The organism is Candidatus Solirubrobacter pratensis (assembly GCF_000425945.1).
GTDB classification, from domain to species: Bacteria; Actinomycetota; Thermoleophilia; order Solirubrobacterales; family Solirubrobacteraceae; genus Solirubrobacter; species Solirubrobacter pratensis.
The window spans coordinates 307,031-330,941 of record NZ_KE384480.1 but is presented as its reverse complement, the minus strand read 5'-3'; the positions used below and the strand labels follow the sequence as shown (position 1 = coordinate 330,941).

The following is a 23,911-nucleotide window of genomic DNA, read 5'->3' as shown; positions in this document are numbered from 1 at the left end:
CACGAGGCTGCCGCCGCGCGGCACTAGCTAGACCGGGACGTGGGAGCCGATCACGATCGTCTCGTCGTCCGGCAGCTTGAAGTACTCGAGCGGGTTGCCGGCGTTGCGCGAGACGGCCAGGAAGAGCCGCTTGCGCCAGCGCGCCATCCCCGGCTCGTCAGACACGACGATCGCGATCCGGGAGACGTAGTACGTGAGCCGGTTGAGGTGGATGTCGCACTCCAGGTCGTGCCTGGCCACCATCCGGACGATCTCCGGCACGCTGGTCGCGTCCTGGAAGCCGAAGCGCGCGGTGATCTGCACGATCCCATCGTCGCGGTAGCCGAGGTCGTCGATCTCCAGCCGCTCACCCGGCGGCACGTGCGGCACGTTCGTCGTGTGCAGCGAGATGATCACGACGCTCTCGGGCAGCGAGTGGAGGTGCTCGACGATGCCGCGCATGGCGAGCGGCGTCGTCTCCGGGTTGGCGTTCAGGAACACGCCGGTGCCGCGCGCACGGTAGGGATCGAGCTCGCGCAGCTCCTCCACGAACGCGCGCAGCGGCCCCTCCTCCTCCACCCGGTTGCGCGTGACGATCTCGCGCCCGCGCTGCCACGTCGTGAGGATCACGTAGACGGCGAGCGCGATCGTGAGCGGGAACCACCCGCCGTGCACGACCTTCGTGAGGTTCGCGGTGAAGAACGTCAGGTCGACGAGCAGGAACGCCGCCGCGCCCGCGACGCTGAGCCACAGCGGCTTGCGCCACAGGTTGCGGACGACGTAGAAGAACAGCAGCGTGTCGATCGCCAGCGTGCCGGTGACGGCGATGCCATAGGCCGACGCGAGGTGCGCGGAGGACCCGAATCCCACGACGAGCGCGACGACGGCGACGAAGACGCCCCAGTTGACCGCCGGAACGTACACCTGGCCGATCTCCTGCTCGGACGTGTGGCGGATCGTGAGCCGCGGCAGGAACCCGAGCCGGACCGCCTGGCGCGTGACCGAGAACGCCCCCGAGATGACGGCCTGCGACGCGATCACGGTGGCCGCCGTCGCCAAGAGCACCATCGGGATCCGGCTCCAGCCGGGCATCAGCAGGAAGAACGGGTTCGCGACCGAGCCGGGATCGCGCAGGATGAGTGCGCCCTGCCCCATGTAGTTGACGATCAGGGCCGGGAAGACCAGGACGAACCACGCGCGCCGGATCGCGGAGCGGCCGAAGTGCCCCATGTCGGCGTACAGCGCCTCCGCGCCGGTGACCGTGAGCACCACCGAGCCGAGCGCGACGAACGCGGTGTGCCCGTGACTGAAGAGGAACGAGGCGCCGTAGGTCGGCGACAGCGCACGCAGGATGCCGGGGTGGCGCAGCACCTCGTTCAGCCCGGAGACCGCGAGGATGGTGAACCACACCGCCATCACCGGCCCGAACGCGCGGCCCACGATCTGCGTGCCGAGCCGCTGGATCGAGAACAGCACGGTGAGGATCGCCAGCGTGATCGGGATCACGAGCTCCTTCAGGCTCGGGTCGACCACCTTCAGGCCTTCGACCGCCGAGAGCACCGAGATCGCCGGCGTGATCATGCCGTCGCCGTAGAACAGCGACGCGCCGAAGATGCCGAGCGCGACCAGCAGCGCCTTCGCCACCCGCCGCCGCGCCGGCTCGGTCTGGATCAGCGCGATCAGCGCCATGATCCCGCCCTCGCCGTCGTTGTCGGCGCGCATGATGAACGTCACGTACTTGATCGAGACGATGATCGTGATCGCCCAGAACACGAGCGAGATGACGCCGTAGACGGCCTCGTCGCTCGTCGGCACGGCACGGTTGTCGTGCGTGAAGACCGTCTGCAGCGCGTACAGCGGGCTCGTCCCGATGTCGCCGAAGACGACGCCGAGCGCCCCGAGCGTCAGTGCGGCCCTGCCCGCCTTCTCGTGCGTCTGCGTCATCCGGCCTGCATCCTTCCAGGATGACCCTCGATCTGGACCAGCTCGTCGCGCTCGACGTGCATACGCATACGCATGCGTCGATCCGGCCGTCCGAGCCCGACCCGGTGTCGCAGGAGTTCCTCGCCGCCGCCGCGCGCTACTTCGGCGGCGATCCGCCGCAGCCGACGGTGCAGGACGTCGCCGACTACTACCGCGAGCGCAACATGGCCGCGGTGGTGTTCACCGTCGACTCCGACGCCGGGACGGGGCAGAGCCACGTCTCCAACGAGGAGGTCTTCGAGCTGGCGGCGGCCAACACCGACGTCCTGATCCCGTTCGCCAGCATCGACCCGCACAAGGGCAAGCGCGGCGTCGAGCTCGCACGCCGCTACATCGCCGAGCACAACGTCCGCGGCTTCAAGTTCCATCCCAACACGCAGGCCTTCTGGCCCAACGACCGCACGTTCTACCCGCTGTATGAGGTGATCGCCGAGGCGGGCGCGATCGCGCTCTTCCACTCGGGCACCACCGGCATCGGCGCGGGCATGCCGGGCGGCGGCGGCGTACACCTGAAGTACTCCAACCCGATGGCGGTCGACGACGTCGCGGCCGACTTCCCGGAGCTCGAGATCATCCTCGCCCACCCCTCGTTCCCGTGGCAGGACGAGGCACTCGCGATCGCCACCCATAAGCCGAACGTCTACATCGACCTCTCAGGCTGGTCGCCGAAGTACTTCCCGGATCAGCTCGTGCGCTACACGAACACGCTCCTGAAGCGCAAGATGCTCTTCGGCTCCGACTTCCCGCTGATCACGCCCGACCGCTGGCTGGCCGATTTCGAGCGGCTCCCGATCCGCGAGGAGGTGCGCCCACTGGTGCTCAAGGAGAACGCGATCCGGCTTTTGAAACTACGCTGACAACTTGGACGGGTGTTGGACTCAACTTCATCCGTCGCCGGCCGATATCGGCCGCATGCCTTCCTTGCTGCACCGGTCGCGCCGGTTCATCGCCTGCCTCGCCGTCCTCACCCCCTTGGCCGCCGCGCCGGGGGCCCGCGCGGACGCGATGCACACGATGGCGACGTACTCGTCGTTCCACAACGCCTGCGGCCAGCGGATCATCGAGCAGCCGTTCGCGCAGTGGGACGACCGCGCCGACTACTTCCTGATCCGGGAGGGCGATGCGTCGGCCGCCGGCGACGAGTGGGACCTGGGTGGCGGGGAGCTCGCCGCCGAGAACAACCCGAACTCCCTGCACGCCGACGAGAACGCCTCGATCGCCCTCGACCAGGGCGACAGCGCGATGGCGCCGATGGTGTGCGTGGGCGTCGACGACCCGACGATGCGGTTCTTCGTGCGCAACCCGGGCGCCGGCACCGGCACGCTCAAGGTCGAGGTGCTCTATGAGGATCAGAACTACGAGCTGCACGCGCTCCAGCTCGGCGAGCTGACCTCGGCGGACGCCGGCGACGAGTGGACGCCGTCGCCGTCGCTGGACCTCTCCGCTCCGCTGGTCGCGCTGCTCGACGGGGGCCGCACGCCGGTGTGGTTCCGCTTCACCGCCGAGGGCGAGGGCAGCTCCTGGCTGGTCGACGACGTCTACGTCGACCCCTACGGCAAGGGCTGAAAGACCCCCTCCGGGTCGTACGCCGCCCGGGCGCGCGCCACGCGGTCGCGATTCGCGCCGAAGTAGGCGCCGTCCGGGTCGGCGAGCCCGGGGTCCGGGAAGTTCGGGTAGACGCCGCCGGTGCCGTACGGGTGGACCAGCTTCCACGACCGGTCCAGCCAGCCGCCCGGCGTGGTCGCCGTGTGCTTGAGCAGGAACCGCGCGTCGCGATGGACGAACGCGGTCGCGTCCGGCGCGACGCGGTTGTAGGCGCCGCCCCAGGGCGTGAAGTCCAGCTCCCCTTCGAGGTTCTCTATCAGCGCCTCGAGGGTGTCCCGCTCAAGTGGGCGGGCGAAGAACTCCGAGCGGCTCCACGTGTCGATCTCCGGACCCGTCCGCTCCGCGAGCCGCCGCTTCGTGTCACGGAACGAGGCGGGGCGCAGCTCGGCCTCCCAGGGCAGCTCGCACGGCTCGGTCGCGGTGCCGATCAGATGCACCCCGGCGTCGTCGAGGAGCAGGCTGACGGCGACGCCGTCGGGCGCGTCCGGCGCCCACCGCTGCCAGGTCTCGATCAGCTCGACCGCCTCCTCGCGCGGCCGGTGGAGCTCGAACGCGGAGATCTCGGGAGCGGGCAGCGTACGGAGGCGCAGCCGCGTGACGACGCCGAGCGAGCCGTTTCCGGCGCCGCGCAGCGCCCAGAAGAGCTCGGGCTCGCGCTCGGCGTCGCACTCCACGACGCGGCCGCCGGCGAGCACGACCTGCGCCCCGAGCAGCGCGTCGCAGGTGAGCCCATGCGCGCGTCCCAGGATGCCGAGGCCGCCGCCGAGCGCCAGGCCGGCGATCCCGACCGTCGGCCCGCAGCCCGCGGGGATCGTGGACGGCTCGAGCGCGTCGTAGAGCGCCCCGAGCCGCGTGCCGGCGCCGACCGTGGCGACGTCGCCGTCGAGCGCGACGCCGTGCATCGGCGTGACGTCGATCACCACGCCCGTCGAGGAGGAGCGGCCTGCGAAGCAGTGGCCGCCGCTGCGGACCGCGACCTCGAGCCCGGAGCGCTCGGCGTACGCGAGCGCCTCCGCCACCTCCGCGGGGGTCGCGCACTCGACCAGCGCCTCGGGCTCGATCGCGGCGAAGCGCGGCATCGCGACCGTCATCGCAACTGCCCCTTGAGCACCTTCCCGGCGCCCGACTTGGGCAGCGGCTCACTGCGGAACTCGAACGAGCGCGGGAGCTTGTAGCCGCCGATCCGCGTGCGGCAGTGCTCCACGATCGCGGCCGGATCCAGCCCGTCGCCGACGACGACGGCGTGGACGCGCTCGCCCCAGCGCTCGTCGGGCCTCCCGATCACCGCCACCTCGACGACGCCCGGGAACGACGCGATCGCCCGCTCGACCTCGATCGAGTACACGTTCTCGCCGCCGCTGATGATCATGTCCTTCAGGCGGTCGACGAGATACAGGCGGCCGTCCTCGAAGTAGCCGGCGTCGCCGGTGCGGTACCACCCGTCGGGCCTCAGCACCTCCCGCGTGGCGTCCGGGCGGTTCCAGTAGCCGAGCATGATGTTCGGGCCGCGGGCGAGCACCTCGCCGACCTCGCCCTCGGGCGCGTCGACCGCGACCTGCACGCCCGGCAGCGGCGCGCCGACCGAGCCCATGTGCTCTCCGCGGCGGTGCTCCTCGGGCGTCAGCACGGTCAAGCCTGGCGCGGCCTCCGTCATGCCGTAGCCCTGCACGAAGTCGCAGTCGAGCGTCTGCATCATGCGCCGCTGCAGCGCGGGGTCGATCGGCGCCGCGGCATAGTGGAGCAGCCGCAGGCTGGGCAGCTCGCGATCGAGGGCGTCCAGCAGCATGCGGATCATCGTGGGCACGAGGACGGCGACGGTCACCTCGTGGCGCTCGACGGCATCGATGAAGCGCGCGACGTCGAAGCGCTCGAGCATCACGTGCGCGCCGCCGGCCCAGGTGATGCAGAAGACCATCGTCGAGTCCGCGACGTGGAACAGCGGGCCGGCGTGGAGGTAGCGGTCGGTCGCGCGCAGGCCGTCGGAGTACATGAAGTGCTTGGCGTTGACGACGAGGTTGGCGTGGCTGAGCATCACGCCCTTCGGCCGCCCGGTCGTGCCGCCGGTGTAGGAGACCGCCGCCAGCGTGTCGCCGGGGAGGTCGGGAGGGTCCGCCGGCTCGGCCTGCTGCAGCGACTCGTACTCGTCGCCGAGGTGGACGAGGCGGACCCCGCAGCGCTCGCTCAGCTCGCGGCCGAGCTCGAGCCGCGCGTCGTCGACGAACAGCACGCGCGTCGCGCTGTCGGTGAGCATGAGCGCGAGCTCGTCCGGGGCGAGGCGGACGTTCAGGTCGTTGATCACGCGCCCATAGGCGGGGAGTGCGAACCAGAGCTCGAGGTGCGCGGCGCTGTTGGCGGCGAGGACGCCGGCGAAGGCGCCGCGCGGCAGGCCGAGGCCGCCCAGCGCGCCGCCGAGGCGGCGCACGCGCTCGTGCAGCTCGGCGTAGGTCAGCGTGCGCGTGTCGTCGACGACGGCGGCCCGGTCACGGTGCACGCGCGCGGCGTGCTCCAGCGGCCAGGCCAGCGTCGTCTCGGTCACCAGCGCTCTCGCAGCCGCGGCAGGACGTCGCGCGTGAACTGTTCGAGCGTGCGGCCCTGGTCCTCGCCCGGGAAGTGGAAGACCAGCTCCTCGAAGCCGAGCTCGACGTACGGGGCGATCCGCTCGACGATCTCGTCGGCGTCGTCGGAGACGATGAAGCGGGTGCTGGCGCGCTCCTTGTTGGCGTCCGCCAGGCGCTCCATCTCGATCGGATCCTCGACGCCGGACTTCTGCTCGGGCGTGAGCGCGAGCGCGGCCCACCATCCGCACGCGTGCTCGGCGTAGTCGCGGTCGTGGTCGTAAGAGACCTTGATCTCGATCATCTTCGCGATCGAGTCGTAGTCCTTGCCGGCCTTCTCGGCGCCCTCGCGAACCTTGGCGAGCAGCTCGGTGTAGAGGTCCTCGCGCTTGCCGCTGGTGCAGATGAAGCCGTCGCCGAGCCGGCCCGCCATCGACGCCGCGAGCGGCCCCGAGGCGGCGATGTAGATCGGCACCGGCTGCTCGGGGCGGTCGTAGATCGTCGCCTGGCTGACCTTGTAGTACTCGCCCTCGAAGTCCACCCGCTCCTCGGTCCAGAGCCTGCGGATGAGGGTGACCGCCTCGGCGAGCCGGCGGCGGCGCTCCTTGCCGCCGGGCCACACGTCCCCGGTCACCGGCGTCTCGTTCATCGCCTCGCCGGTGCCCACGCCGAGGAAGACGCGGCCGTCGAAGAGCGAGCCGAGCGTGGCGAAGGCCTGGGCGACGACCGCCGGCTGGTAGCGCAGCGTCGGCGTCAGCACGCTGGTGCCGAGGTAGGCCGACGTCAGCCGCTCCCCCGCCGCGCCGAGCCATGGCAGCGCACCCGGGGAGTGCCCGCCGTGGTGGCGCCAGGGCTGGAAGTGGTCGGAGATCGCGACCGTGTCGAGGCCGAGCTCCTCCGCCTGCGCGGAGAAGCTCAGCAGCGGGCGCGGACCGAACTGCTCAGCCGACGCCTTGTATCCGTAGCGCATCGCGCCGATCGTATCCCCGTCGCGTGTCGATACGTCTTAGGAATCACAGGCTCGCCGTCTCGGTATTGGACGATTCACCGGGGGTCCCGTACCTTCCCTGGCGACGCTTTGGTGGCTCCCCACCTCGTGGCGATCGCGGCACATATCTCTCCTCCCTGCGGTCGTTGCGGACGTCACTGTCGCGAGGGCCCCCGCCGGACTTCTCTCTCCTCCCCGGCGGGGGCCATCGCGCGTACCTGCGCCAGGAACGCGGCCAGCACGGGCGAGTCGTCGCCGGTGCGCCACGCGACGGCCAGCTCGACGGTCGGCGCCTCGCCGGCGAGCGAGCGGTAGCTCACCCCGCGGCGCTGCAACGCCCGCACCGACTCCGGGACGAGCGACACGCCGACGCCGGCCGCAACGAGGCCGATCACGGTCTGCATCTCGGCGACCTCCTGGACGATCGCGTCCTCGCCGCCGAGCTGGTCGGTGATGGGCTCGAGCGTCTTGCGCAGGCCAGGCGAGCCGGCGCGGGTGAGCAGCACGAGCCGCTCGCCCTGGAGGTCGGCGACGTGGATGCGCGGCTCGGCCGCCAGCCGGTGCCGGTCGGGCAGCGCGATCATGATCGGCTCGGCGTAGAGCGGCTCGATGGTCAGCCCTGGGCGGGGCTGGCGCGGACGCACGAAGCCGACGTCGAGGCGCCCGCTCTCCAGCTGGCGCAGCTGCTCGGTGGTGCCGAGCTCGTGCAGGCGCAGCCCGACGTCGCCGTGGCTCTCGCGGAACGCGTTCAGGAGGTCGGGCACGACCGAGTACATCGAGGAGCCGACGAAGCCGACCGCGAGCCGGCCGACCTCGCCGCGCTGAACGCGCCGAGCCTCCAGCGCGGCGGCCTCGACGGCCTCGAGGATCTCGCGCGCCCGCTCGAGGAAGGCGGCGCCGGACGCGGTCAGCTCGACGCGGTGCTGGTTGCGCAGCAGCAGCTGGGCGCCGATCTCTTCCTCGAGCTGGCGGATCTGCTGGCTCAGCGGCGGCTGGGACATGTGCAGGCGATCGGCGGCGCGGCGGAAGTGCAGCTCCTCCGCGACGGCGACGAAATAGCGGAGGTGACGGAGCTCCATCGGGTCAGTCCAGGCTATCTCCCAGGCGACTCCCAGGATCGGCTCGGGCGGCTCTGAGCCAGCGCGCCGAAGGTGGTCGCATGACCGCGACGACGATCGACGACGCTTCCCGCCCCGCAGCGCGGGCCCGCTCCCTCTCCGTGCCCTGTCCCGAGTTGCTCGGCCTGCTGGTCGTCGCGGCCGCGCTCGACCTGTGGGGGCTCTCCAAGAACGGCTGGGCGAACGAGTATTACGCGGGCGCGGTGCGCTCGATGGCCTCGAGCTGGCACGCGTTCCTCTACGGCTCGCTCGATGCAGCCGGGCTGATGACGGTCGACAAGCCGCCGCTCGCGCTGTGGGTGCAGGCGCTCTCGGTCCGCGTCTTCGGCTTCCACTCGCTGAGCCTGCTGGTCCCGCAGGCCCTGATGGGCGTCGCCTCGGTCGCGCTCGTCTATGACCTCGTGCGACGGCGCTGGGGGCGAGCGGGCGGCTTCGCGGCCGGCGCCGCGCTGGCGCTGACGCCGATCACGGTCGCGATCTCGCGTCACAACAACCCGGACGCGCTGCTGATCCTGTGCGTCGTGTTCGCGCTGTGGGCGCTGGTGCGCGGGCTCGAGGACGGGCGCACGCGCTGGCTCGTGTGGGCCGGCGTCGGTGTCGGGCTCGGCTTCGAGGCCAAGATGGGCGCGGCGCTGCTGGTCGTGCCCGGCATCGTCGCGGCGTGGCTCTGGGTCGCGCCGCGCGGCCGGATGGCGGCGGCGCGGGCCGTGGGCGCGTTCGGCGCGGCGGCGGCCGTGGTGGGACTGGCGTGGCCGGTGCTCATGTGGCTCACGCCGGCGGGCTCGCGGCCGTGGATCTCGGGCACGAGCGACAACTCGATCTGGTCGCTGATCGTCGGCTACAACGGCCTCGGGCGCCTGGACGGCGAGGCCGGCGGGCCCGGCGGCATGGGCGGCGGCGGCTTCGGCGGAGGCGCCGGCGGCGGGAACTCGCTGTTCGGCGGCTCGCCGGGCGTCTTCCGGCTCGTCGGCGACGCGCTCGGCGGGCAGGCGGGCTGGCTGCTCGGCCTCGCGCTGGCCGGCGGCGCCGGGCTGCTGATCGTCACGCGCCTGCGGCGCACGCCGAGCACCGGCTGGCTGATCGCGATCGGCGGCGCGTTCCTCACCACGGCGGTCGCGTTCAGCACCGCCAAGGGCATCTTCCACCCGTACTACACGTCCGAGCTGGCGCCGTTCACGGCCGCGCTCGTGGGCGCGACGGTCGGCCACGTCGCGACGCGCGGCAAGCACTGGCGCTGGATCGGCGCGGCGGCGATCGCCGGCGGCGTGATCAGCGAGCTTGCCGTGCTGCACTCGAGCGGGACGCTGTCCTGGCTGCCGCCGCTGCTCGTGCTCGCCGGGCTGGGCGCCGCGGCGGCGCTGATCGCGGCGCCGAGCCGCTGGCGCCGCACCGCGCTCGCCACCGCCCTGGCGACGCTCACGATCGCTCCCGCCTCCTGGGCGGTGCAGACGCTCGGGCACGCGACGAACGGCACGTTCCCGGCCGGCGGGTCGGCGCAGGAGGGCTTCGGCGGCGGCGGGCCGGGCGGCGGCGGAGGCTTCCGCGGCGGCAGGTCCGGCGGCGGCTTCGGCGGCCCGCCGCCGGGTGCGCAGGGCGGCTTCGGCGGCGGCGGCGCGCCGGGCGCGGGCGGCGGCGGGATGTTCGGCGGCGACAGCGCCGCGCTGCAGGAGGCCGTGAGCTACGCGAAGGCGCACGGCGGCGGGACGATCGGCGTCTCGAGCCAGTCGAGCGCCGCGAGTGCGATCCTGACCTCGGACGCCGGCGTCGCCGGTCTCGGCGGCTTCTCCGGCCGCGAGAGCCAGGTCAGCCTGAGCTGGCTCGCCGACCAGGTCGCAGCGGGCAAGATCCGCTGGATCTACACCGCCGGCGGCGGCATGCCGGGCAACGACGGCCGCACGGGCGCCACGGACGTCATGTCCGCCGCCGCCGAGATCGGCACGGCGACGTCCGTCGACGGCCTCTACGACATGCAGGGCACCGCGGCGGCCCTGCGCGCGGCGGCGTAGCGACGACACCGCGGGGCGGGCGCGACGAGCGCCCGCCCCTGCACTTCCCTACGGCGCCGTCGTCGACAGCGTGAACGTGAGCGTCTTGGAGTACGCCCCCGTCCGCAGCGCGTCGTTCTGCCCGATCGTCTGCGTGAAGGCGACCGCGACCGCGTCGTTGCCGACCGGCGCCGTCCACGTCAGCAGCGGCAGCGGCGAGGCGCCGAGCGGGGCTGCGGCGCCCTTCCCGGCCGGCGACGTCGCGCTCACCTGCAGCGCCGACGGCAGCGAGAACGCGCCGTTGACCAGATGCCCCGGAGCGGTCGCGCTCGGGTCGGCCACGGTCAGCGCCGCGTCGCCCGCCGTCGAGATCACGTTGGCCGTCGTCTGCGCGCCGTACTCCTTCTGCACGCCGGGGACGAAGGGCCCGAAGGCGCCCGGCGCGCCGAGCGTGAGCGACAGCGTCGCCGGCACGGTGCCGGAGACGTTGCCGCTCGCGACGTCGGTGCGCTTGCAGGTGTCGTCCCAGAAGCCGCCGCCGGCGAGGCCAGGTCCGGTGATCGACGGCTTGTTGGCGCCGCCGCCCGCGGGATACGCCGTGTCCCACCACTGCTTGAAGAACTCGTCGAGCTTCGAGTGGCACTCCGGCTTGGGGCTTGGGAGCCACTTCTGGAAGACCGCGATCTCCTGGGGCTCGGTGATCGAGCCGCCGCCGTAGGCGCGCTGGATCTCCTGGCCGGCCTTGGAGAAGCGGTCCGCGCCGAGGATCGTCCTCAGCGCGATGTACGACGCGCCCGGCCGCTGGTAGGTGTTCGAGCCGCCGAAGAGCGTCGACGACGTCGGGTTCGACGGCGCGACCGTCCAGAAGCTGCCGGTGCGGTTGTAGACGCCGTTGAAGCGCGTGACCAGGCTCGCCTCGAAGGCGGCGTCGCCGGACGGCGTGCCGAGCCCGCCGTTGCCGTTCGTGCTCGCCGCCGTGCGGGCCGCCGCGAGCCCCTCCGACAGGTCCGCGTAGCCCTCCTTGAAGAACGTCAGGTTGAACGCGCCCTCAGAGACGTTGTCGCCCCACCACTGGTGCATGTTCTCGTGGTTGAACGTGCCAAGCGAGATGCTGCCGCGCTGGAAGGTGATCTTGGTCTGCATCTCCTCCTCGAAGCCCGCGGTGGGGATGCCGACGATCACGCCGTCGGTGCTGAACGGGAACGGGCCGTTGAACCGCTGCTGGAAGAGCGTGATGTCCTCCTGCTGGTCCATGATGTTCTTATTGACGATCTTGCTGGCCGGGTCGATCCCCGAGGACTGCGCCTCGTAGTAGACGACGCCGCTGCTCGCGAAGCGTTCCGTCAGCTCATAGCCGCCGATGCTGTTCTCGACGAGGTAGTTCGCGATCGGCTCCGGCGACTTCCAGTGCCACGTCGTCGAGCGGCCGGCGAAGTTCGCGTCGGGCGCGTTGTCGACCGGGCCCGAGATCAGGCGGCCGTTGGCGATCGCGGTTCGGCCCAGGGTGACCGTGTCATAGAAGTCGTACGTCGGCTTGACCGTCGGGTGGTTGTTCAGCGGCATCCAGGCGAGGTTGCCGACCGGCTCGGTGGTGACGAAGCTGCCGTCGCCGACCGGCGTGTCGTTGCGGAACCAGCCCTCGGTGTCGCTGTTGCCGTCGAGATGGATGCCGGGGCGGCCCGTGTAGTTGACCGTGACCTTGAAGTCCGTGCCCGCGGGGATCGGCGCCGACGGCGTGATCACGAGCTTGTTGGCCGGGCACGGCGTGTCGTTCTGCGAGGCGGCCGTGCTGGTCGGCGCGCAGGCGGGCGGGTTCGGGTTGGTGGCGCTGACGGGGTTGTTGTTCGACGCACGGTGCGCCAGCGGGTCGGGATCGTCCTGGCCGTTGGGGTCGCCGGGATACGTCGGCTGGACGAACTTGAACGAGGCCGGCCGGCCGTCGATCAGCACGGAGCCGACCGCCATGTCCGGGCCCGGCGCGCCCGGCGCGCCCGGGCCGGAGCGCTCGAAGTCGAGGCTGAAGTCGCTCAGGCACTGCGTCGAGCGCTGCGTGAGGTCCACGTGGGTGCCCGGCAGGAAGAGGTTCGCCGGCGCGTCGTACACGTTGTAGACGTCGGAGTGGAGGCTGAGGTAGCCGCCGTTGCCCATCTCCGGGTACAGCCGCGAGCCCGGCGCGGAGAGCGAGTGCGCGCCCGAGCCGCAGGCCTCGGCCCTGGCGGCGCGCGCCACCTTGGAGAACGTGGCCTGGACCGCCGTCCCGCGCACCGGGGTGCCGCCGCCGATCTGGACCTCGTCCTGCGCCGTCGCACAGCCGTAGACGCCGGCCTCGGCGCCGTAGGCCGTGCACGAGGACAGGTAGTAGGTCCCGCGCGGCAGGCCGGACGGCAGCTTGACCTTGACGCGATACGCGGCGGTGCCCTTCGCGCCGACCCGAACCGAGGCATGGCCGACGACGTGGCGCTCGACCCCGCGGCGGTGCAGGCTCACCGTCACGTCGGCGTGCGCCGCCTTGGCCGTCCGGTTGACGACGCGGCCGTGCAGCGTCCCCGCCGTGGTGCCCGCGCGCAGCGAGCTCAGCTCGGACACGCCGATTCCCGGTGCGGCCGCAGCGACCGCCGTTCCGGTCGCGCCGACCAGCGCGACCGTGATGAGAGCCGCGCCGCCGGCGCGCATCCCTCGCTTCACTTGTGACACTCCTTTGTCCCTCTTCAGGCGCGAAGGCCCAGACCCAATAGCGGGACGCTAACCACCCGCCGGCCTCGCCACAAGCTCATTCGTGAGCATGAAATGAGGACTGAAGTCAGGCGAGCAGCGCCGCCAGCGCGTCGCCCACCGGCGTCTTCCCGCCGGTGGCAACGAACGTGGCACCGGCGAGCCGCGGATCCGCGAGCGCGCCGGCGACGATGGCGGCCGTGTCGGCGCGCGTGATCTCGCGCCGGTCTAGCCGTTCGGCCAGGGACACCAGCCCGGTCGCCGGCTCGTCGGTGAGCGGTCCTGGCCGGACGATCGTGTATGCGAGGCCGCTCGCCTGCAGCTCGGCGTCGGCGCGGCCCTTGGCCCGCAGGTAGGCGGCGAAGACGTCCTCGCCCTCGGCGTCGGGGTCGGCGCCGACCGAGCTGATCATCACGTAGCGCTCGACGCCCACCGCCATCAGCTTGACCGCGCCCGCGTAGTCGACCGTCCACTTGCGCTCGGCGCCGCTGCCGGGTCCCGCTCCCGCCGCGAACACCACGGCGTCGCACCCCGCCGCCGCGGTCGCCACGGCTTGGACCGGCTCGCGCTCGATGTCGCACAGGACCGGCTCGCCGCCCGCGGCGCGAACGTCCTGCTCGTGCTCGGCGCGCCGGATCAGCCCGCGCACCTCGTCGCCGCGGCCCGCGAGCAGCTGCGTCAGCAGCAGCGCGATCTTGCCGTGGCCTCCCGCGATCGCGACCTTCATCCGCCCAGCCTAGTGATGGTGTCAGAAGCAACGCCACCACGCCGGTCACCGGGGAACCGGACCGGACGACACGGCTGCTCGCCGCGGTGGTCGCCGCCGCCTCCGAGCCGCAGCGCGCGATCCCGCACGCGCCGGTACAAGTACATCCGCCGCTTCGACGACGGTCTCCCCGTGCACGCCGACATTCACGACACTCCCAGCGTTCGACCTCCGCGACCCGCGCTCCCCGGGCGATCCGACGGAGCGGCCGTGACGGGCGTCGTGCTCCAGACGCAGGCGGACGCGCCGGCCGGCCTGCTCGAGCCGTGGGCCGCGTCGCGGGGCCTCGCCCTGGAGGTGGTGCGCGTCGACCGTGGCGAGCCGCTGCCCGATCCGCGCGAGGTCGGCTTCGCCGTCGCGCTCGGGTCCGACCAGTCCGTCGTGGACTGCGGCCGGCGCTGGATCAAGCACGAGCTTGCATGGCTGCGCGAGGCCGACGCCGCCGGACTGCCGGTGCTCGGCATCTGCTTCGGCGCGCAGGCGCTGGCGGCGGTCCTGGGCGCGCGCGTGTTCCGGCTGCCCGAGCCAGAGATCGGCTGGATCGATGTCGAGAGCGGCGACGCCGGAATCGCCGCCGGTCCGTGGGTGGCCTGGCACGAGGACGGCTTCGAGCTGCCGCCGGGCGCGGCCCGGCTCGCGGCGAACGCCTACGGAGTCCAGGCGTTCTCGCACGGCCGTCACCTCGCGGTGCAGTTCCACCCGGAGGCGACCGCGGAGATCGCCGCCGGGTGGGACGAGGAAGGCCGGTACGGGTTCTCGGCGGAGCCGGCCGAGGCGGCGGTCGTGGCGGCCGACCGGCTCTTCGACGCCTTCGCGGCGCGCCTCTAGGCCGGCGAGGCGCTCGAGCGCCGGCGCGGCCGAGGGTCCGCTCCGTCAGCGCCGCGTCCACGCCGCCGGCGAATCCCCCTCAGGGGTCCGCACGACGTGGGTCCCGTCGTCGAGGACGACGGCACCGCCGTGCGGGAGCCACTCGCCGGCCCGCTCCGGGCCGGCGAGCACGGCCGCCTTGGCGCGCCACTCCGCCTCGAGCGCGGTCGCAGCGATGGCGGTCGCCTGCACGACGCCGGTGTAGGCGGGCCGCCCCGTCGCGGGATCGAGCAGGTGGTGGGCGGGACGGCCGTCGGGTCCGAGCCAGGAGCGGCGGCCGATGCCGCTGGTCGCCACGCCGGCGTCGCCGAGGGTGAACGTGTGCAGCGGCTCGCCGCCGAACGGGCTGGCGACGTGGACGGCGCGCGGCGTGCCGCCGAGCCGGACGTCGCCCGCGCAGTCGACGGCGAACGTGCCCTCCAGCTCCGCGGCGATCAGGTCGGCGAACAGCCCCTTGGCCAAGCCGCCGCCGTCGATCGCGACGCCCGGCGGCCGGTGCAGGACGCCGTCCTCGAGCCGCAGCGCGCGCCGGCGGGCGCCGGGCCGGGGTCCCGCCGGGCGCCGCGGCGGCGCAAGGCGCAGGGAGAGCGCGAGCGGCAGCGACGCACCGAGGTCCGCGCCGTAGCCGGCGGCCTCGATCTCGTCCGCGAGCGTGCCGTCGACCAGCCCGCCGGTCTGCTCGGCGGCCTCGATGACCGCCTGCACGAGCTTCGCCATCGTCGGGCTGACCTCGACCGCAGGGCGCGGATCGCGGTTGAGCCGCGAGAGCTCGCTCGCCGCGTTGAAGCGGCTGAAGCGGTTGTGCCACTCGAGCAGCTGGGCGCGGGCGCGCCGGGCGCCGTCCGGGTCGGCGTGGACGGCGCAGGTGGAGCCGAAGCAGGCGAACGACGAGTCCATCACTGCTCCGCGGGCGTGAGGCGCGCGACGAGCAGCGCGCTCGCGGGGAGCACGACGGCGGCGGCCGCGATCAGGAACCACGCGGCGCCCGCGTCGGTCCCCTCGCCGACCGAGTGCGCGACGCCGAGCAGCCAGCCGAGCGCCGTGAAGCGGTGCAGGGAGCGCCAGCGCGCGGGACCGATGCGCCCGCGTGCGTAGTAGGAGAGGCCGAGCAGGATCAGCGTCCACCCGGCGACGATGCCGGTCGTCGTCCACAGGCGCTGGTAGCCGCTCACGAACGGGATCGTGACGTCCGCGAGGCTCGGCTTCAGGAACGAGTCGCCGAGCAGCGCGAGCGCGTGCACGAGCAGCGCGCCGACCGTCGCCAGCGAAAGCGCCTCGTGGGTGACGCGCAGGTCGGGGATGCGGGCCTTGGTCAGGCGGCCGCCCATCATCAGGCCGAGCGAGACGGCAAGGCTGGACGCCAGCAGCGCGACGACCCCCGCCGCGCGGCTGGTGATCCAGAAGAAGTGCTCGGAGTAGGCGGCGGCGAGCATCAGGACTGGCCGGTGGTGACCGCGGCCGGGGGGTCGCTCGAGGCCGAGGACCCCGAGGAGGTCGACTGCTCCCACGTGCCGTCGCTGCTCGGCGACACGGTGGCGCTCGTGCTCGCGCCGGCGGCGGCGAGCTTGGTCGTGCCCATCGGCCCGTCGAACACGATCACGCCCCACGCGAGGACGAAGGCGGCGAGCGTAGCGGCCACGACGGCTCGCCGGATCCGCGCCACGCGGCGGGCGCGCTCGGCGAGGCGGGCGCGGCCGAGGACGGCGCGGTCGGATGGCTGAGGCGTTGGCATGGGCTCAAGCTAGGTGCGCCACTTCAAGCGCAGCCCAGGCTTTCCTGGGAGGTTCCCGAGACTCGATCAGGGGCGTCAGCGTTCGCGAGTATGGACGCGAACACCGATCGTTTTCGTCTTTTGGGCGATTGGAAGAAGGCGCGGGTCGGCCGACTTCGCTACGTCAAAGTCGAACTCGTAGGAGCAAGAATGCCCCACCTCCGCCGTCTGCTGGCGCCGCTGGCAGCGTGTCTCGTGCTGGCGCTGACCGGCACGGGATCCCTCGCCCTCGCCAGGGGCGACAGCAGCCAGAACCACGCCGACCACGGCACGCGCCACGCGACCGACCACCGTTGCGGCCCGAACGACTACTCCGCCTGGGATGAGGAGTGGTTGATGATGTCGATCCAGGGCGACCTGTTCGAGATCCAGGGCGGCCAGCTCGCGCAGCGCCAGGCGACCACCGACAAGGTCCGCGCCCTCGGCAAGCGACTCGTCGAGGACCACACGAAGTCGCTCAAGGACGCAACCGAGCTCGCGGAACGGCTCGGGATCGACGTGCCCGACTCGCCGTCCCCGACCCAGCAGTGGATGCTGCGCGCCGTCGCCCAGTTCCACGGCCGCGACTTCGACCGCTGGTACGCCGACCTCGAGGTCCACGACCACAAGCAGGACATCAAGGAAGCCCAGGACGAGGTCGACAAGGGCTGCAATCCCGACATCCGCGACGAGGCGGAAAACGAGCTGCCCGTCCTCAAGGAGCACCTGCAACTCGCGCAGGACGCCCTCGCGTCTCTGACCTGAGCCGCGTATCGCTGTGGCTGTGCGCCGGTCCACGCCGGCGCACAGCCGCCGCCCCCCGGCGGCGTGTTGCTCAGCCTCGCGCTGAGCTCGAGCGCACTGGCGCAGTACTCGCCAGGCTCGCGCAGCCTGGGCGACCGGCTGCTGCCCGCGCTGGGCAACGGCGGCTACGACGTCCAGCACTACGACCTCGCGATCGACTACGACCCCGTGGCGAACACGATGACGTCGACGGCCGGCATCGACGCGATCGCCAAGCAGAACCTGTCGGAGCTCAGCCTCGACTTCCGCGGCATGACCGTCACGGCCGTCACCGTCGACGGCGCGCCGGCGGCGTTCGCCCGCGAAGGCGACAAGCTCGTCATCAGGCCGGCGGCGGGCATCGCGAACAACGCGGCGTTCGACGTCGACGTCGCGTACACGGGGATGCCGCAGGAGGTCGAGGACCCGGACGAGTCGCTCGAAGGCTGGCTGCGCACACCCGACGGCGCATTCGTCGTCAACGAGCCGATGGGCGCGATGGCGTGGTTCCCGAACAACGACCATCCGCTGGACAAGGCGACCTACGACGTCAGCATCACGGTGCCCAGCGCGAAGACCGCGCTGTCCAACGGCGAGCTGGTGTCGCGGACCGACCACCCGAACGGGACGAGCACGTGGCACTGGCGCGAGTCGTTTCCGATGGCGACCTACCTCTCCACCGCTACGGTCGGCGACTTCGACTACACGGCGGTCGCCGCGCCGACCGCGCTCGGGGCAAGCGGCGCGGCGCTGCAGCTCTACAACGCGATCGACAGCTCCTATCCCGCCAACACCAAGAGCACGGTGCTCGCGACGCTCGCGCGCGAGGACCAGATCACGAGCTTCATGTCGAGCATCTACGGCGCCTACCCGTTCGACTCGATCGGCGCGGTCGTGGACCGGCTCTCCGGCGTCGGGTACGTGCTCGAGGTCCAGACCAAGATCCACTTCCCGACGAGCTCCGTCAGCGCGGGCACGCTCTCCCACGAGATCAGCCACCAGTGGTTCGGCGACAGCGTCTCGCTGAAGCAATGGGAGGACATCTGGCTCAACGAGGGCTGGGCGACGTGGTCGCAGTGGAACTGGTCGAACCGGTTCAACGGCGGGGCGACACCGGCGGCGACGTTCACGACCGAGTACAACCGCACGAGCCAGCCGTCGCGGTGGAACATCCCGACCGCAGACCTCCCCAGCGCGGCGAACCTGTTCGACACCTTCCCGGTCTACACGCGCGGTGCGATGACGCTCGAGGCGCTGCACCAGATCATCGGCGACGCGCCGTTCATGGAGCTGGCGCGCACATGGCAGGCGGAGCACCGCTACGGCAACGCCGACACGGCCGAGTTCATCGCGCTCGCCAAGCGGATCGCGCGCGACCGGGCGGGGTTCGACGCGATCAAGCTGGCCAAGCTCGACACGTTGTTCCAGCAGTGGCTGTACACGCCGGGCAAGCCCACGATGACGCCGACGACGTTCTTCCAGCGCACCGACGCGGACGGCTCCGTGGGCGGGACCGTGCCGGCGACGCTGGCGCTGTCGCTGAGCGGCGCAGCGAGCTTCGCGGCGTTCAGGCCGGGTCTCGACAACACCTACACGGCCGAGACGACGGCGAAGGTGACCTCCACGGCGGGCGACGCCGCACTGACGGTCTCGGACCCCGGCCACCTGGCCAACGGCGCATTCACGCTGCCCGAGCCGCTGCAGGTGCAGATCACGCCCGCCGCGTGGACCGCGCCGGTCTCCAACGCCACGGTCGCGATCGCCTTCAAGCAGCACATCGGGGCCACCGACGCGCTGCGCACCGGCACCTACGCCAAGACGCTCACGTTCACGCTCTCGACCACCAATCCGTAGCCAGCCCCACGTAGTTCTCGGCCAGCGACGTCGACGCCGCTTCCGAGCGGCACGTGTAGTCGAGCTGGGACAGCTGCAGCCGCTCCCCGAACGCGTCGCGCTCGGGGAAGCGGTGCAGCATCGAGGTCATCCACCAGGAGAAGTGCTCGGCGCGCCACACGCGCTGCAGCGCGGAATCGGAGTACGCGTCCAGCAGCGCCTCGCCGCCGCCGGTGAAGCGCGCGATCAGCGCCTCGGCGAGCAGCCGCACGTCGGCGACGGCGAGGTTGAGGCCCTTGGCGCCCGTCGGCGGGACGATGTGGGCCGCGTCGCCCGCGAGCAAGAGCCTGCCGTGGCGCATCGGCTCGGCGACGAAGCTGCGCATCGGCGTGATCCCCTTGTCGAGGATCGGCCCCTCCTGCAGCGACCAGCCGTCCAGCGCGAGCCGCTGATGCAGCTCCTCCCAGATGCGCGCGTCGGACCAGTTCGCGATGTCGTCGGTGGGATCGCACTGGACGTAGAGCCGGCTCAGCTGGAGCGAGCGCATGCTGTGCAGCGCGAAGCCGCGCTCGGAGTGCGCGTAGATCAGCTCGTCTGTCGACGGCGGGACATCGGCGAGGATCCCGAGCCAGCCGAACGGGTACTCGCGCTCCCACACCTTCAGCCCGGGGACCGCGGGACGCGAGACGCCGTGGAAGCCGTCGCATCCGGCGATCGCGTCGCAGCGCAGGATCCGCTCAGCGCCCTCGTGGACATAGGCGATCCACGGTTCGCCCTCGATGTCGTGCAGCGCGACGTCGGTGGCCTCGAAGCGCAGCGGCGCACCGGTGTCCAGCCGCGCGGCGATCAGGTCCTTGACCAGCTCCGTCTGCCCGTAGAGGACGACGTGGCGACCGCCGGTGAGCTTCGGAAAGTCGATCCGGTGCCCGGCGCCGCCGAAGCGCAGCTCGATCCCGTCGTGCACGAGCCCCTCCGCGCGCATCCGCTCCCCCACGCCCGCCTCGGCGAGCAGCTCGGCCGTGTCGTGCTCGAGCACGCCGGCGCGGATCCGGTGCTCGACGTAGTCGCGGCTGCGCGCCTCGAGGATGACCGTGTCGATGCCCGCGAGCTCCAGGAGCCGCCCGAGTACGAGCCCGGCCGGGCCCGCGCCGACGATGCCGACCTGCGTGCGCTCCTCCGACGCCATCGCGCCGATCCTACGCGCGGCTGGACGTCCGCGGCAGATCGATCGCGGCGCTCGCGGCGCTCACGACCTCGGCGATGGTGAACGGCTTGTCGATAACGGCGCTGACCATCGCGCACAGGTCGGCCGGGAGCTCGTGCGGGCCGTCGGCCGAGCACAGCACGACCGGCAGCGCGTGCAGCTGAGGATGCACGCGGATGGCGCGCAGGACGTCCTCGCCCGTGAGCTCGGGCATCCGGTAGTCGAGCACCACGAGGTCGGGCACCGGCGGCCGCGCGAGGCGGTCCAGCGCGACGTCGCCGCGGTGCGCGAGGTCGGTCGCCCAGCCGGCGGTGCGCAGGGCATGGCAGAGCAGCCAGCCGATGTCGACGTTGTCCTCGACGACCAGCACCCGGGGCATCCAGGCCCGTGTACCCGGCTCTCGCACGCTCACGCCCCTATATATGCCAGACCCGGGGGACGTCGCGCGCGAACTTCCGGCCAGTTTGCGGCGAGCTGGATGCGCGCGAACCGCGGGTTCGTAGTCTCAACGGCCGGTGACCGCTCCGCCGCGCAATCTCGTCAACCTCAAGGACGTCGACAAGGGCTATGGCAGCCGCTCGGTGCTGCGCGGCATCACACTCGGCGTATCGGCGGGCGACCGGATCGGCGTCGTCGGGCGCAACGGCGACGGCAAGTCGACGCTGCTGCGGCTCGTGGCCGGGCTGGAGGACGCCGACGCAGGCGCGCTGACGCGTGCGACGGGACTCGGCCTCGCGCTGCTCGGCCAGGGCGACGACCTCGACGAGACGCGCACGGTCCGCGACGAGCTCGTCGGCGGCCGCGCCGACCACGAATGGGCCGCCGACGCGCGCTTCCGCACGGTGCTCGACGGCATGCTCGGCGGCGTCGCGATCCGGCGCTTCCCGAACGGGCTCGACACCCCGATCGCCGGGCTCTCCGGCGGCGAGCGGCGCCGCATTGCGCTCGCCCGCGCGCTGATCGACTCGCCGGAGCTGCTGCTGCTCGACGAGCCGACCAACCACCTCGACGTCGAGGGCGTCGACTGGCTGGCGCGCCACCTCGCGGCGCGCCGCGGCTCGCTGCTGGTCGTCACCCACGACCGCTGGTTCCTCGACGCCGTCTGCACGTACACGTGGGAGGTCGCCGACGGCGAGGTCCATCAGTACGAGGGCGGCTATGCGGCGTATGTGCTCGCCCGTGCCGAGCGCGACCGCCAGGCGTCGGCGCGCGAGGAGCGCCGCCAGCAGCTGATGCGCAAGGAGCTCGCGTGGCTGCGCCGCGGCCCGCCGGCGCGCACGAGCAAGCCGAAGTTCCGCATCGAGGCGGCCAACGCCCTGATCGCCGACGAGCCCGAGGCGCGCGACCGCGCCGAGCTGCTGCGGTTCGCGTCCTCACGCCTCGGCGACCGCGTGCTCGACGCCGAGGACGTGTCTCTGCGCTACGGCGATCGCACGCTCCTCTCGCACCTGACCTGGCGGCTCGGACCCGGCGACCGCGTTGCGCTCGTCGGCGTCAACGGCGCAGGCAAGACGTCGCTGATCAAGCTGCTCGAAGGCGAGATCGCTCCCACCGCCGGCGAGGTCCAGCGCGGCGCCACGGTCAAGCTCGCGCACCTCTCGCAGGACACCGCCGAGGTGCCCGGGCACCTGCGCGTGCTCGAGTCGCTCGAGGCGGTCAAGGCCCGCGCCCGGCTCGCCGGCGGCCAGGACGTCGCCGCCAGCTCGCTCGCCGACCGCTTCGGCTTCCGTGGCGAGAAGGCGTGGACGCTCGTGCGCGACCTGTCCGGTGGCGAGCGGCGGCGGCTGCAGCTGATGCGGCTGCTGATGGAGGAGCCGAACGTGCTGCTGCTCGACGAGCCGACCAACGATCTCGACATCGACACGCTGACCGCGCTCGAGGACCTGCTCGACGGCTGGCCGGGGACGCTCGTGGTCGTCAGCCACGACCGCTACTTCGTCGAGCGCGTGTGCGACGACGTCTACGGCCTCATGGGCGACGGCGGCATCCGCCACCTGCCCGGCGGGGTCGACCAGTACCTCGCGCTGCGGGCGGCGACGGGGGAGGAGTCGTCGCCGCCCGCACGGGTGGAGGGAAGGCCGGTCCCGGCCCAAGCGGTGGTGCGCGCCGCGCGCAAGGAGGTCCAGCGGCTCGAGCGGGCGCTGGAGAAGCTCGAGGCCCGCGAGGCCGCGCTGCACGAGGAGATGGCCGCCGCCGCGACCGACCACGTGCGCCTGCGCGAGCTCCAATCCGAGCTCGAGGCGGCCGGCACGGAGCGCGACCGCCTCGAGGCGGCGTGGTTGGAGACCTCCGAGGCGCTGGAGGCCTAGGCCGGCCTGATGTTCTGGTTGATCCGGAAGGCGTTCTCCGGGTCATAGGTCGCCTTGATGCGGGCGAGCCGGTCGTAGTTGCCGCGGTAGCTCGCGCGCACCCGCTCCTGGCCCTCGTCCATCATCATGTTCACGTACGCGCCGCCCGCCGAGTACGGGTGCAGCGCCTCGAAGTAGTCGATCGTCCAGTCGCGGATCAGGCCCGCGTTGGCCGGGTCGGCGTCGACGCCGACGAACACCGACGCGAAGTTGGCGTCGCGGTAGCTCCAGGCGGTGTCCTCGGGACCGACGTCGTGCGCGGCGCCGTCGATCGGGTACAGGTGCATCGAGGACTGCCAGGTCGGCATCGCCGCGCCGAAGCGCTGATGCGCCTCCAGCGCCGCGTCCGGCACCTCGTTGACGAAGTCCGCGCGCCAGTACCACTGCTGGCCGGGCGGGTAGACCCCGTCGAACGCGCCCTGCAGCATCGCGTGCGGCATCGGCCCGGGACCGTGCAGCAGCGGCTCGGGCAGGGCCTCGAGCAGCGGCGCCATCGCGCCCGCCGCATCCTCCTCGGCGCCGCTGTAGCACCAGACGATGCCGCACGTCTTGCGCAGGTGCAGCTCCTCCGGGAACGGCGGACCGGGCGGCACGCTGAGGTAGGCGAAGAAGCCGTTGAGCTCGCGCGGCGCGCCGGGGATGAAGTCGCAGTACGCCGCCATCACCTCGGCGCCGAGCTCGACCGGCCAGAGCGTCGGGCCGGCGACCACGGTGCCGACCTCGTGCAGGCGGAACTCGAACGAGGTGACGACGCCGAAGTTCCCGCCGCCGCCGCGCAGCGCCCAGAACAGGTCGGGGTGCTCCTCGGCGCTGGCGCGGACGCGCTCTCCGTTGGCCAGCACGACGTCGGCCGACAGCAGGTTGTCGATCGACAGGCCGTGCTTGCGCGTCAGGTGGCCGAGGCCGCCGCCGAGCGTGAGCCCGCCGACGCCGGTGGTCGAGATGATGCCGCTCGGGGTCGCGAGCCCGTGCTCGCCCGTCGCGCGGTCGACCTCGCCCCAGGTGGCGCCGCCGCCCACGCGAACCGTGCGCGCCTGGGGGTCGACGGTCACGTCGCGCAGGAGCGAGAGGTCGATCACGACGCCGTCGTCGCAGGTGCCGAGCCCGCCGCCGTTGTGGCCGCCGCCGCGCACGGCGAGCGGAAGCTCATGGGCGCGCGCGAAGGCGATCGCCTGGGCGACCTCCTCCGGGCCGGCGCAGCGCGCGATCAGGCCCGGGTGGCGGTCGATCATCGCGTTGTAGATCTTGCGGGCGTCGTGGTACGCGGCGTCGTCGGGCCCGATCAGGCGGTCGCCGAACGCGGGAAGCTCGCGGCGCGCCGCGGCCGAAGGTGTCATGACGGTACTCATGAGCGCGACGCTATGGGCCTGGCGAGCGCGTGTCATGACGCGTGCTGACCCACTTTGAAACCCTTCCCACAGCGGTCTGTGGACCT

General features: G+C 72.3%; 20 protein-coding genes. 7 read left to right on the top strand and 13 right to left on the bottom strand.

Annotated features, from left to right (window positions below; genetic code table 11):
* Positions 1-27 precede the first annotated feature (27 nt).
* Positions 28-1,923 carry a potassium transporter Kup gene (locus H958_RS0126120; RefSeq protein ID WP_028060798.1) on the bottom strand — a complete coding sequence of 632 codons (1,896 nt, stop codon included), beginning with the start codon at positions 1,921-1,923 and terminating at the stop codon, positions 28-30.
* 20 nt (positions 1,924-1,943) lie between these two features.
* Here H958_RS0126120 and H958_RS0126115 point away from each other — a divergent pair, with 20 nt between their 5' ends.
* Both H958_RS0126115 and H958_RS0126110 read left to right on the top strand, forming a co-directional pair.
* Positions 1,944-2,819, top strand: a complete 876-nt coding sequence (locus H958_RS0126115; RefSeq protein WP_037411468.1) for an amidohydrolase family protein — start codon at positions 1,944-1,946, stop codon at positions 2,817-2,819.
* 55 nt (positions 2,820-2,874) lie between these two features.
* Positions 2,875-3,528 carry a hypothetical protein gene (locus tag H958_RS0126110; RefSeq protein WP_156028287.1) on the top strand — a complete coding sequence of 218 codons (654 nt, stop codon included), beginning with the start codon at positions 2,875-2,877 and terminating at the stop codon, positions 3,526-3,528.
* On the opposite strand, the gene H958_RS40475 is transcribed toward H958_RS0126110, so the two are convergent.
* The 4 genes from H958_RS40475 to H958_RS0126090 all read right to left on the bottom strand — a co-directional run bounded on the left by H958_RS40475 (position 3,513) and on the right by H958_RS0126090 (position 8,189).
* On the bottom strand, positions 3,513-4,658 hold the full coding sequence (locus H958_RS40475) for an FAD-binding oxidoreductase (RefSeq protein ID WP_051324835.1): 1,146 nt from the start codon (positions 4,656-4,658) through the stop codon (positions 3,513-3,515). The genes H958_RS0126110 and H958_RS40475 overlap by 16 nt on opposite strands.
* Positions 4,655-6,103: an AMP-binding protein gene (locus tag H958_RS0126100; RefSeq protein ID WP_196807572.1), complete on the bottom strand. Its 1,449-nt coding sequence runs from the start codon at positions 6,101-6,103 to the stop codon at positions 4,655-4,657. The genes H958_RS40475 and H958_RS0126100 overlap by 4 nt, the downstream gene beginning before the upstream one ends.
* Positions 6,100-7,092 carry a glucose-6-phosphate dehydrogenase (coenzyme-F420) gene (gene fgd, locus H958_RS0126095; RefSeq protein ID WP_028060794.1) on the bottom strand — a complete coding sequence of 331 codons (993 nt, stop codon included), beginning with the start codon at positions 7,090-7,092 and terminating at the stop codon, positions 6,100-6,102. The genes H958_RS0126100 and fgd overlap by 4 nt, the downstream gene beginning before the upstream one ends.
* A gap of 173 nt (positions 7,093-7,265) precedes the next feature.
* Positions 7,266-8,189 (bottom strand): LysR substrate-binding domain-containing protein, encoded by a 924-nt coding sequence (locus H958_RS0126090; RefSeq protein WP_028060793.1) that lies wholly within the window; start codon positions 8,187-8,189, stop codon positions 7,266-7,268.
* 80 nt (positions 8,190-8,269) lie between these two features.
* On the opposite strand from H958_RS0126090, the gene H958_RS40470 reads away from it, so the two are divergent.
* Positions 8,270-10,234 carry an ArnT family glycosyltransferase gene (locus H958_RS40470; protein WP_051324834.1) on the top strand — a complete coding sequence of 655 codons (1,965 nt, stop codon included), beginning with the start codon at positions 8,270-8,272 and terminating at the stop codon, positions 10,232-10,234.
* 48 nt (positions 10,235-10,282) lie between these two features.
* Here H958_RS40470 and H958_RS0126080 read toward each other — a convergent pair whose 3' ends face one another.
* Positions 10,283-12,898, bottom strand: coding sequence for a gluzincin family metallopeptidase (locus tag H958_RS0126080; RefSeq protein WP_156028285.1), 2,616 nt, complete (start codon positions 12,896-12,898; stop codon positions 10,283-10,285).
* A gap of 115 nt (positions 12,899-13,013) precedes the next feature.
* Complete coding sequence (locus tag H958_RS0126075; RefSeq protein WP_028060791.1) at positions 13,014-13,652, bottom strand: SDR family oxidoreductase; 639 nt, start codon at positions 13,650-13,652, stop codon at positions 13,014-13,016.
* Between the two features lie 249 nt (positions 13,653-13,901).
* Between H958_RS0126075 and H958_RS40465 the strand changes: the two genes are divergently transcribed.
* Positions 13,902-14,519 carry a type 1 glutamine amidotransferase gene (locus H958_RS40465; RefSeq protein ID WP_051324833.1) on the top strand — a complete coding sequence of 206 codons (618 nt, stop codon included), beginning with the start codon at positions 13,902-13,904 and terminating at the stop codon, positions 14,517-14,519.
* Positions 14,520-14,564: 45 nt separating this feature from the next.
* On the opposite strand, the gene H958_RS0126065 is transcribed toward H958_RS40465, so the two are convergent.
* From H958_RS0126065 to H958_RS0126055, 3 genes are read right to left on the bottom strand one after another with little or no spacing between them, the layout of a single operon-like run.
* A complete protein-coding gene (locus H958_RS0126065; protein ID WP_028060790.1) occupies positions 14,565-15,455 on the bottom strand; it encodes an FAD:protein FMN transferase in 891 nt (296 codons plus the stop codon).
* Positions 15,455-15,991 (bottom strand): ferric reductase-like transmembrane domain-containing protein, encoded by a 537-nt coding sequence (locus H958_RS44080; protein ID WP_051324832.1) that lies wholly within the window; start codon positions 15,989-15,991, stop codon positions 15,455-15,457. Before H958_RS44080 ends, H958_RS0126065 begins: the two co-directional genes overlap by 1 nt.
* Entirely contained in the window at positions 15,991-16,290 is a 300-nt protein-coding gene (locus tag H958_RS0126055; RefSeq protein WP_028060789.1) for a hypothetical protein, read from the bottom strand. The genes H958_RS44080 and H958_RS0126055 overlap by 1 nt, the downstream gene beginning before the upstream one ends.
* A gap of 189 nt (positions 16,291-16,479) precedes the next feature.
* Here H958_RS0126055 and H958_RS0126050 point away from each other — a divergent pair, with 189 nt between their 5' ends.
* Both H958_RS0126050 and H958_RS40455 read left to right on the top strand, forming a co-directional pair.
* A complete protein-coding gene (locus H958_RS0126050) occupies positions 16,480-17,073 on the top strand; it encodes a DUF4142 domain-containing protein (protein WP_028060788.1) in 594 nt (197 codons plus the stop codon).
* Between the two features lie 63 nt (positions 17,074-17,136).
* Positions 17,137-18,945, top strand: a complete 1,809-nt coding sequence (locus tag H958_RS40455; protein WP_051324831.1) for a M1 family metallopeptidase — start codon at positions 17,137-17,139, stop codon at positions 18,943-18,945.
* Here H958_RS40455 and H958_RS40450 read toward each other — a convergent pair.
* Both H958_RS40450 and H958_RS40445 read right to left on the bottom strand, forming a co-directional pair.
* Positions 18,920-20,110, bottom strand: coding sequence for a 4-hydroxybenzoate 3-monooxygenase (locus tag H958_RS40450; RefSeq protein ID WP_037411467.1), 1,191 nt, complete (start codon positions 20,108-20,110; stop codon positions 18,920-18,922). The two genes, H958_RS40455 and H958_RS40450, sit on opposite strands and share 26 nt — an antisense overlap.
* A 10-nt stretch (positions 20,111-20,120) precedes the next feature.
* Positions 20,121-20,507 carry a response regulator gene (locus H958_RS40445; RefSeq protein WP_081686289.1) on the bottom strand — a complete coding sequence of 129 codons (387 nt, stop codon included), beginning with the start codon at positions 20,505-20,507 and terminating at the stop codon, positions 20,121-20,123.
* 136 nt (positions 20,508-20,643) lie between these two features.
* Here H958_RS40445 and H958_RS0126030 point away from each other — a divergent pair, with 136 nt between their 5' ends.
* Positions 20,644-22,437, top strand: coding sequence for an ABC-F family ATP-binding cassette domain-containing protein (locus tag H958_RS0126030; protein WP_028060787.1), 1,794 nt, complete (start codon positions 20,644-20,646; stop codon positions 22,435-22,437).
* Here H958_RS0126030 and H958_RS0126025 read toward each other — a convergent pair.
* Positions 22,434-23,825 (bottom strand): FAD-binding oxidoreductase, encoded by a 1,392-nt coding sequence (locus tag H958_RS0126025; RefSeq protein WP_028060786.1) that lies wholly within the window; start codon positions 23,823-23,825, stop codon positions 22,434-22,436. The two genes, H958_RS0126030 and H958_RS0126025, sit on opposite strands and share 4 nt — an antisense overlap.
* Positions 23,826-23,911 lie beyond the last annotated feature (86 nt).

What these genes read in the sequence shown, in the direction of transcription:
- H958_RS0126050 (WP_028060788.1), top strand. Translation starts at nt 16,480, where the DNA reads ATGCCCCACCTCCGCCGTCTGCTGGCGCCGCTGGCAGCGTGTCTCGTG.
- H958_RS0126115 (WP_037411468.1), top strand. Translation starts at nt 1,944, where the DNA reads ATGACCCTCGATCTGGACCAGCTCGTCGCGCTCGACGTGCATACGCAT.
- H958_RS0126110 (WP_156028287.1), top strand. Translation starts at nt 2,875, where the DNA reads ATGCCTTCCTTGCTGCACCGGTCGCGCCGGTTCATCGCCTGCCTCGCC.
- H958_RS40445 (WP_081686289.1), bottom strand. Translation starts at nt 20,507, where the DNA reads ATGCCCCGGGTGCTGGTCGTCGAGGACAACGTCGACATCGGCTGGCTG.
- H958_RS44080 (WP_051324832.1), bottom strand. Translation starts at nt 15,991, where the DNA reads ATGCTCGCCGCCGCCTACTCCGAGCACTTCTTCTGGATCACCAGCCGC.
- H958_RS0126120 (WP_028060798.1), bottom strand. Translation starts at nt 1,923, where the DNA reads ATGACGCAGACGCACGAGAAGGCGGGCAGGGCCGCACTGACGCTCGGG.
- fgd (WP_028060794.1), bottom strand. Translation starts at nt 7,092, where the DNA reads ATGCGCTACGGATACAAGGCGTCGGCTGAGCAGTTCGGTCCGCGCCCG.
- H958_RS40475 (WP_051324835.1), bottom strand. Translation starts at nt 4,658, where the DNA reads ATGACGGTCGCGATGCCGCGCTTCGCCGCGATCGAGCCCGAGGCGCTG.
- H958_RS0126090 (WP_028060793.1), bottom strand. Translation starts at nt 8,189, where the DNA reads ATGGAGCTCCGTCACCTCCGCTATTTCGTCGCCGTCGCGGAGGAGCTG.
- H958_RS0126025 (WP_028060786.1), bottom strand. Translation starts at nt 23,825, where the DNA reads ATGAGTACCGTCATGACACCTTCGGCCGCGGCGCGCCGCGAGCTTCCC.
- H958_RS40450 (WP_037411467.1), bottom strand. Translation starts at nt 20,110, where the DNA reads ATGGCGTCGGAGGAGCGCACGCAGGTCGGCATCGTCGGCGCGGGCCCG.
- H958_RS0126075 (WP_028060791.1), bottom strand. Translation starts at nt 13,652, where the DNA reads ATGAAGGTCGCGATCGCGGGAGGCCACGGCAAGATCGCGCTGCTGCTG.
- H958_RS0126055 (WP_028060789.1), bottom strand. Translation starts at nt 16,290, where the DNA reads ATGCCAACGCCTCAGCCATCCGACCGCGCCGTCCTCGGCCGCGCCCGC.
- H958_RS0126065 (WP_028060790.1), bottom strand. Translation starts at nt 15,455, where the DNA reads ATGGACTCGTCGTTCGCCTGCTTCGGCTCCACCTGCGCCGTCCACGCC.
- H958_RS40470 (WP_051324834.1), top strand. Translation starts at nt 8,270, where the DNA reads ATGACCGCGACGACGATCGACGACGCTTCCCGCCCCGCAGCGCGGGCC.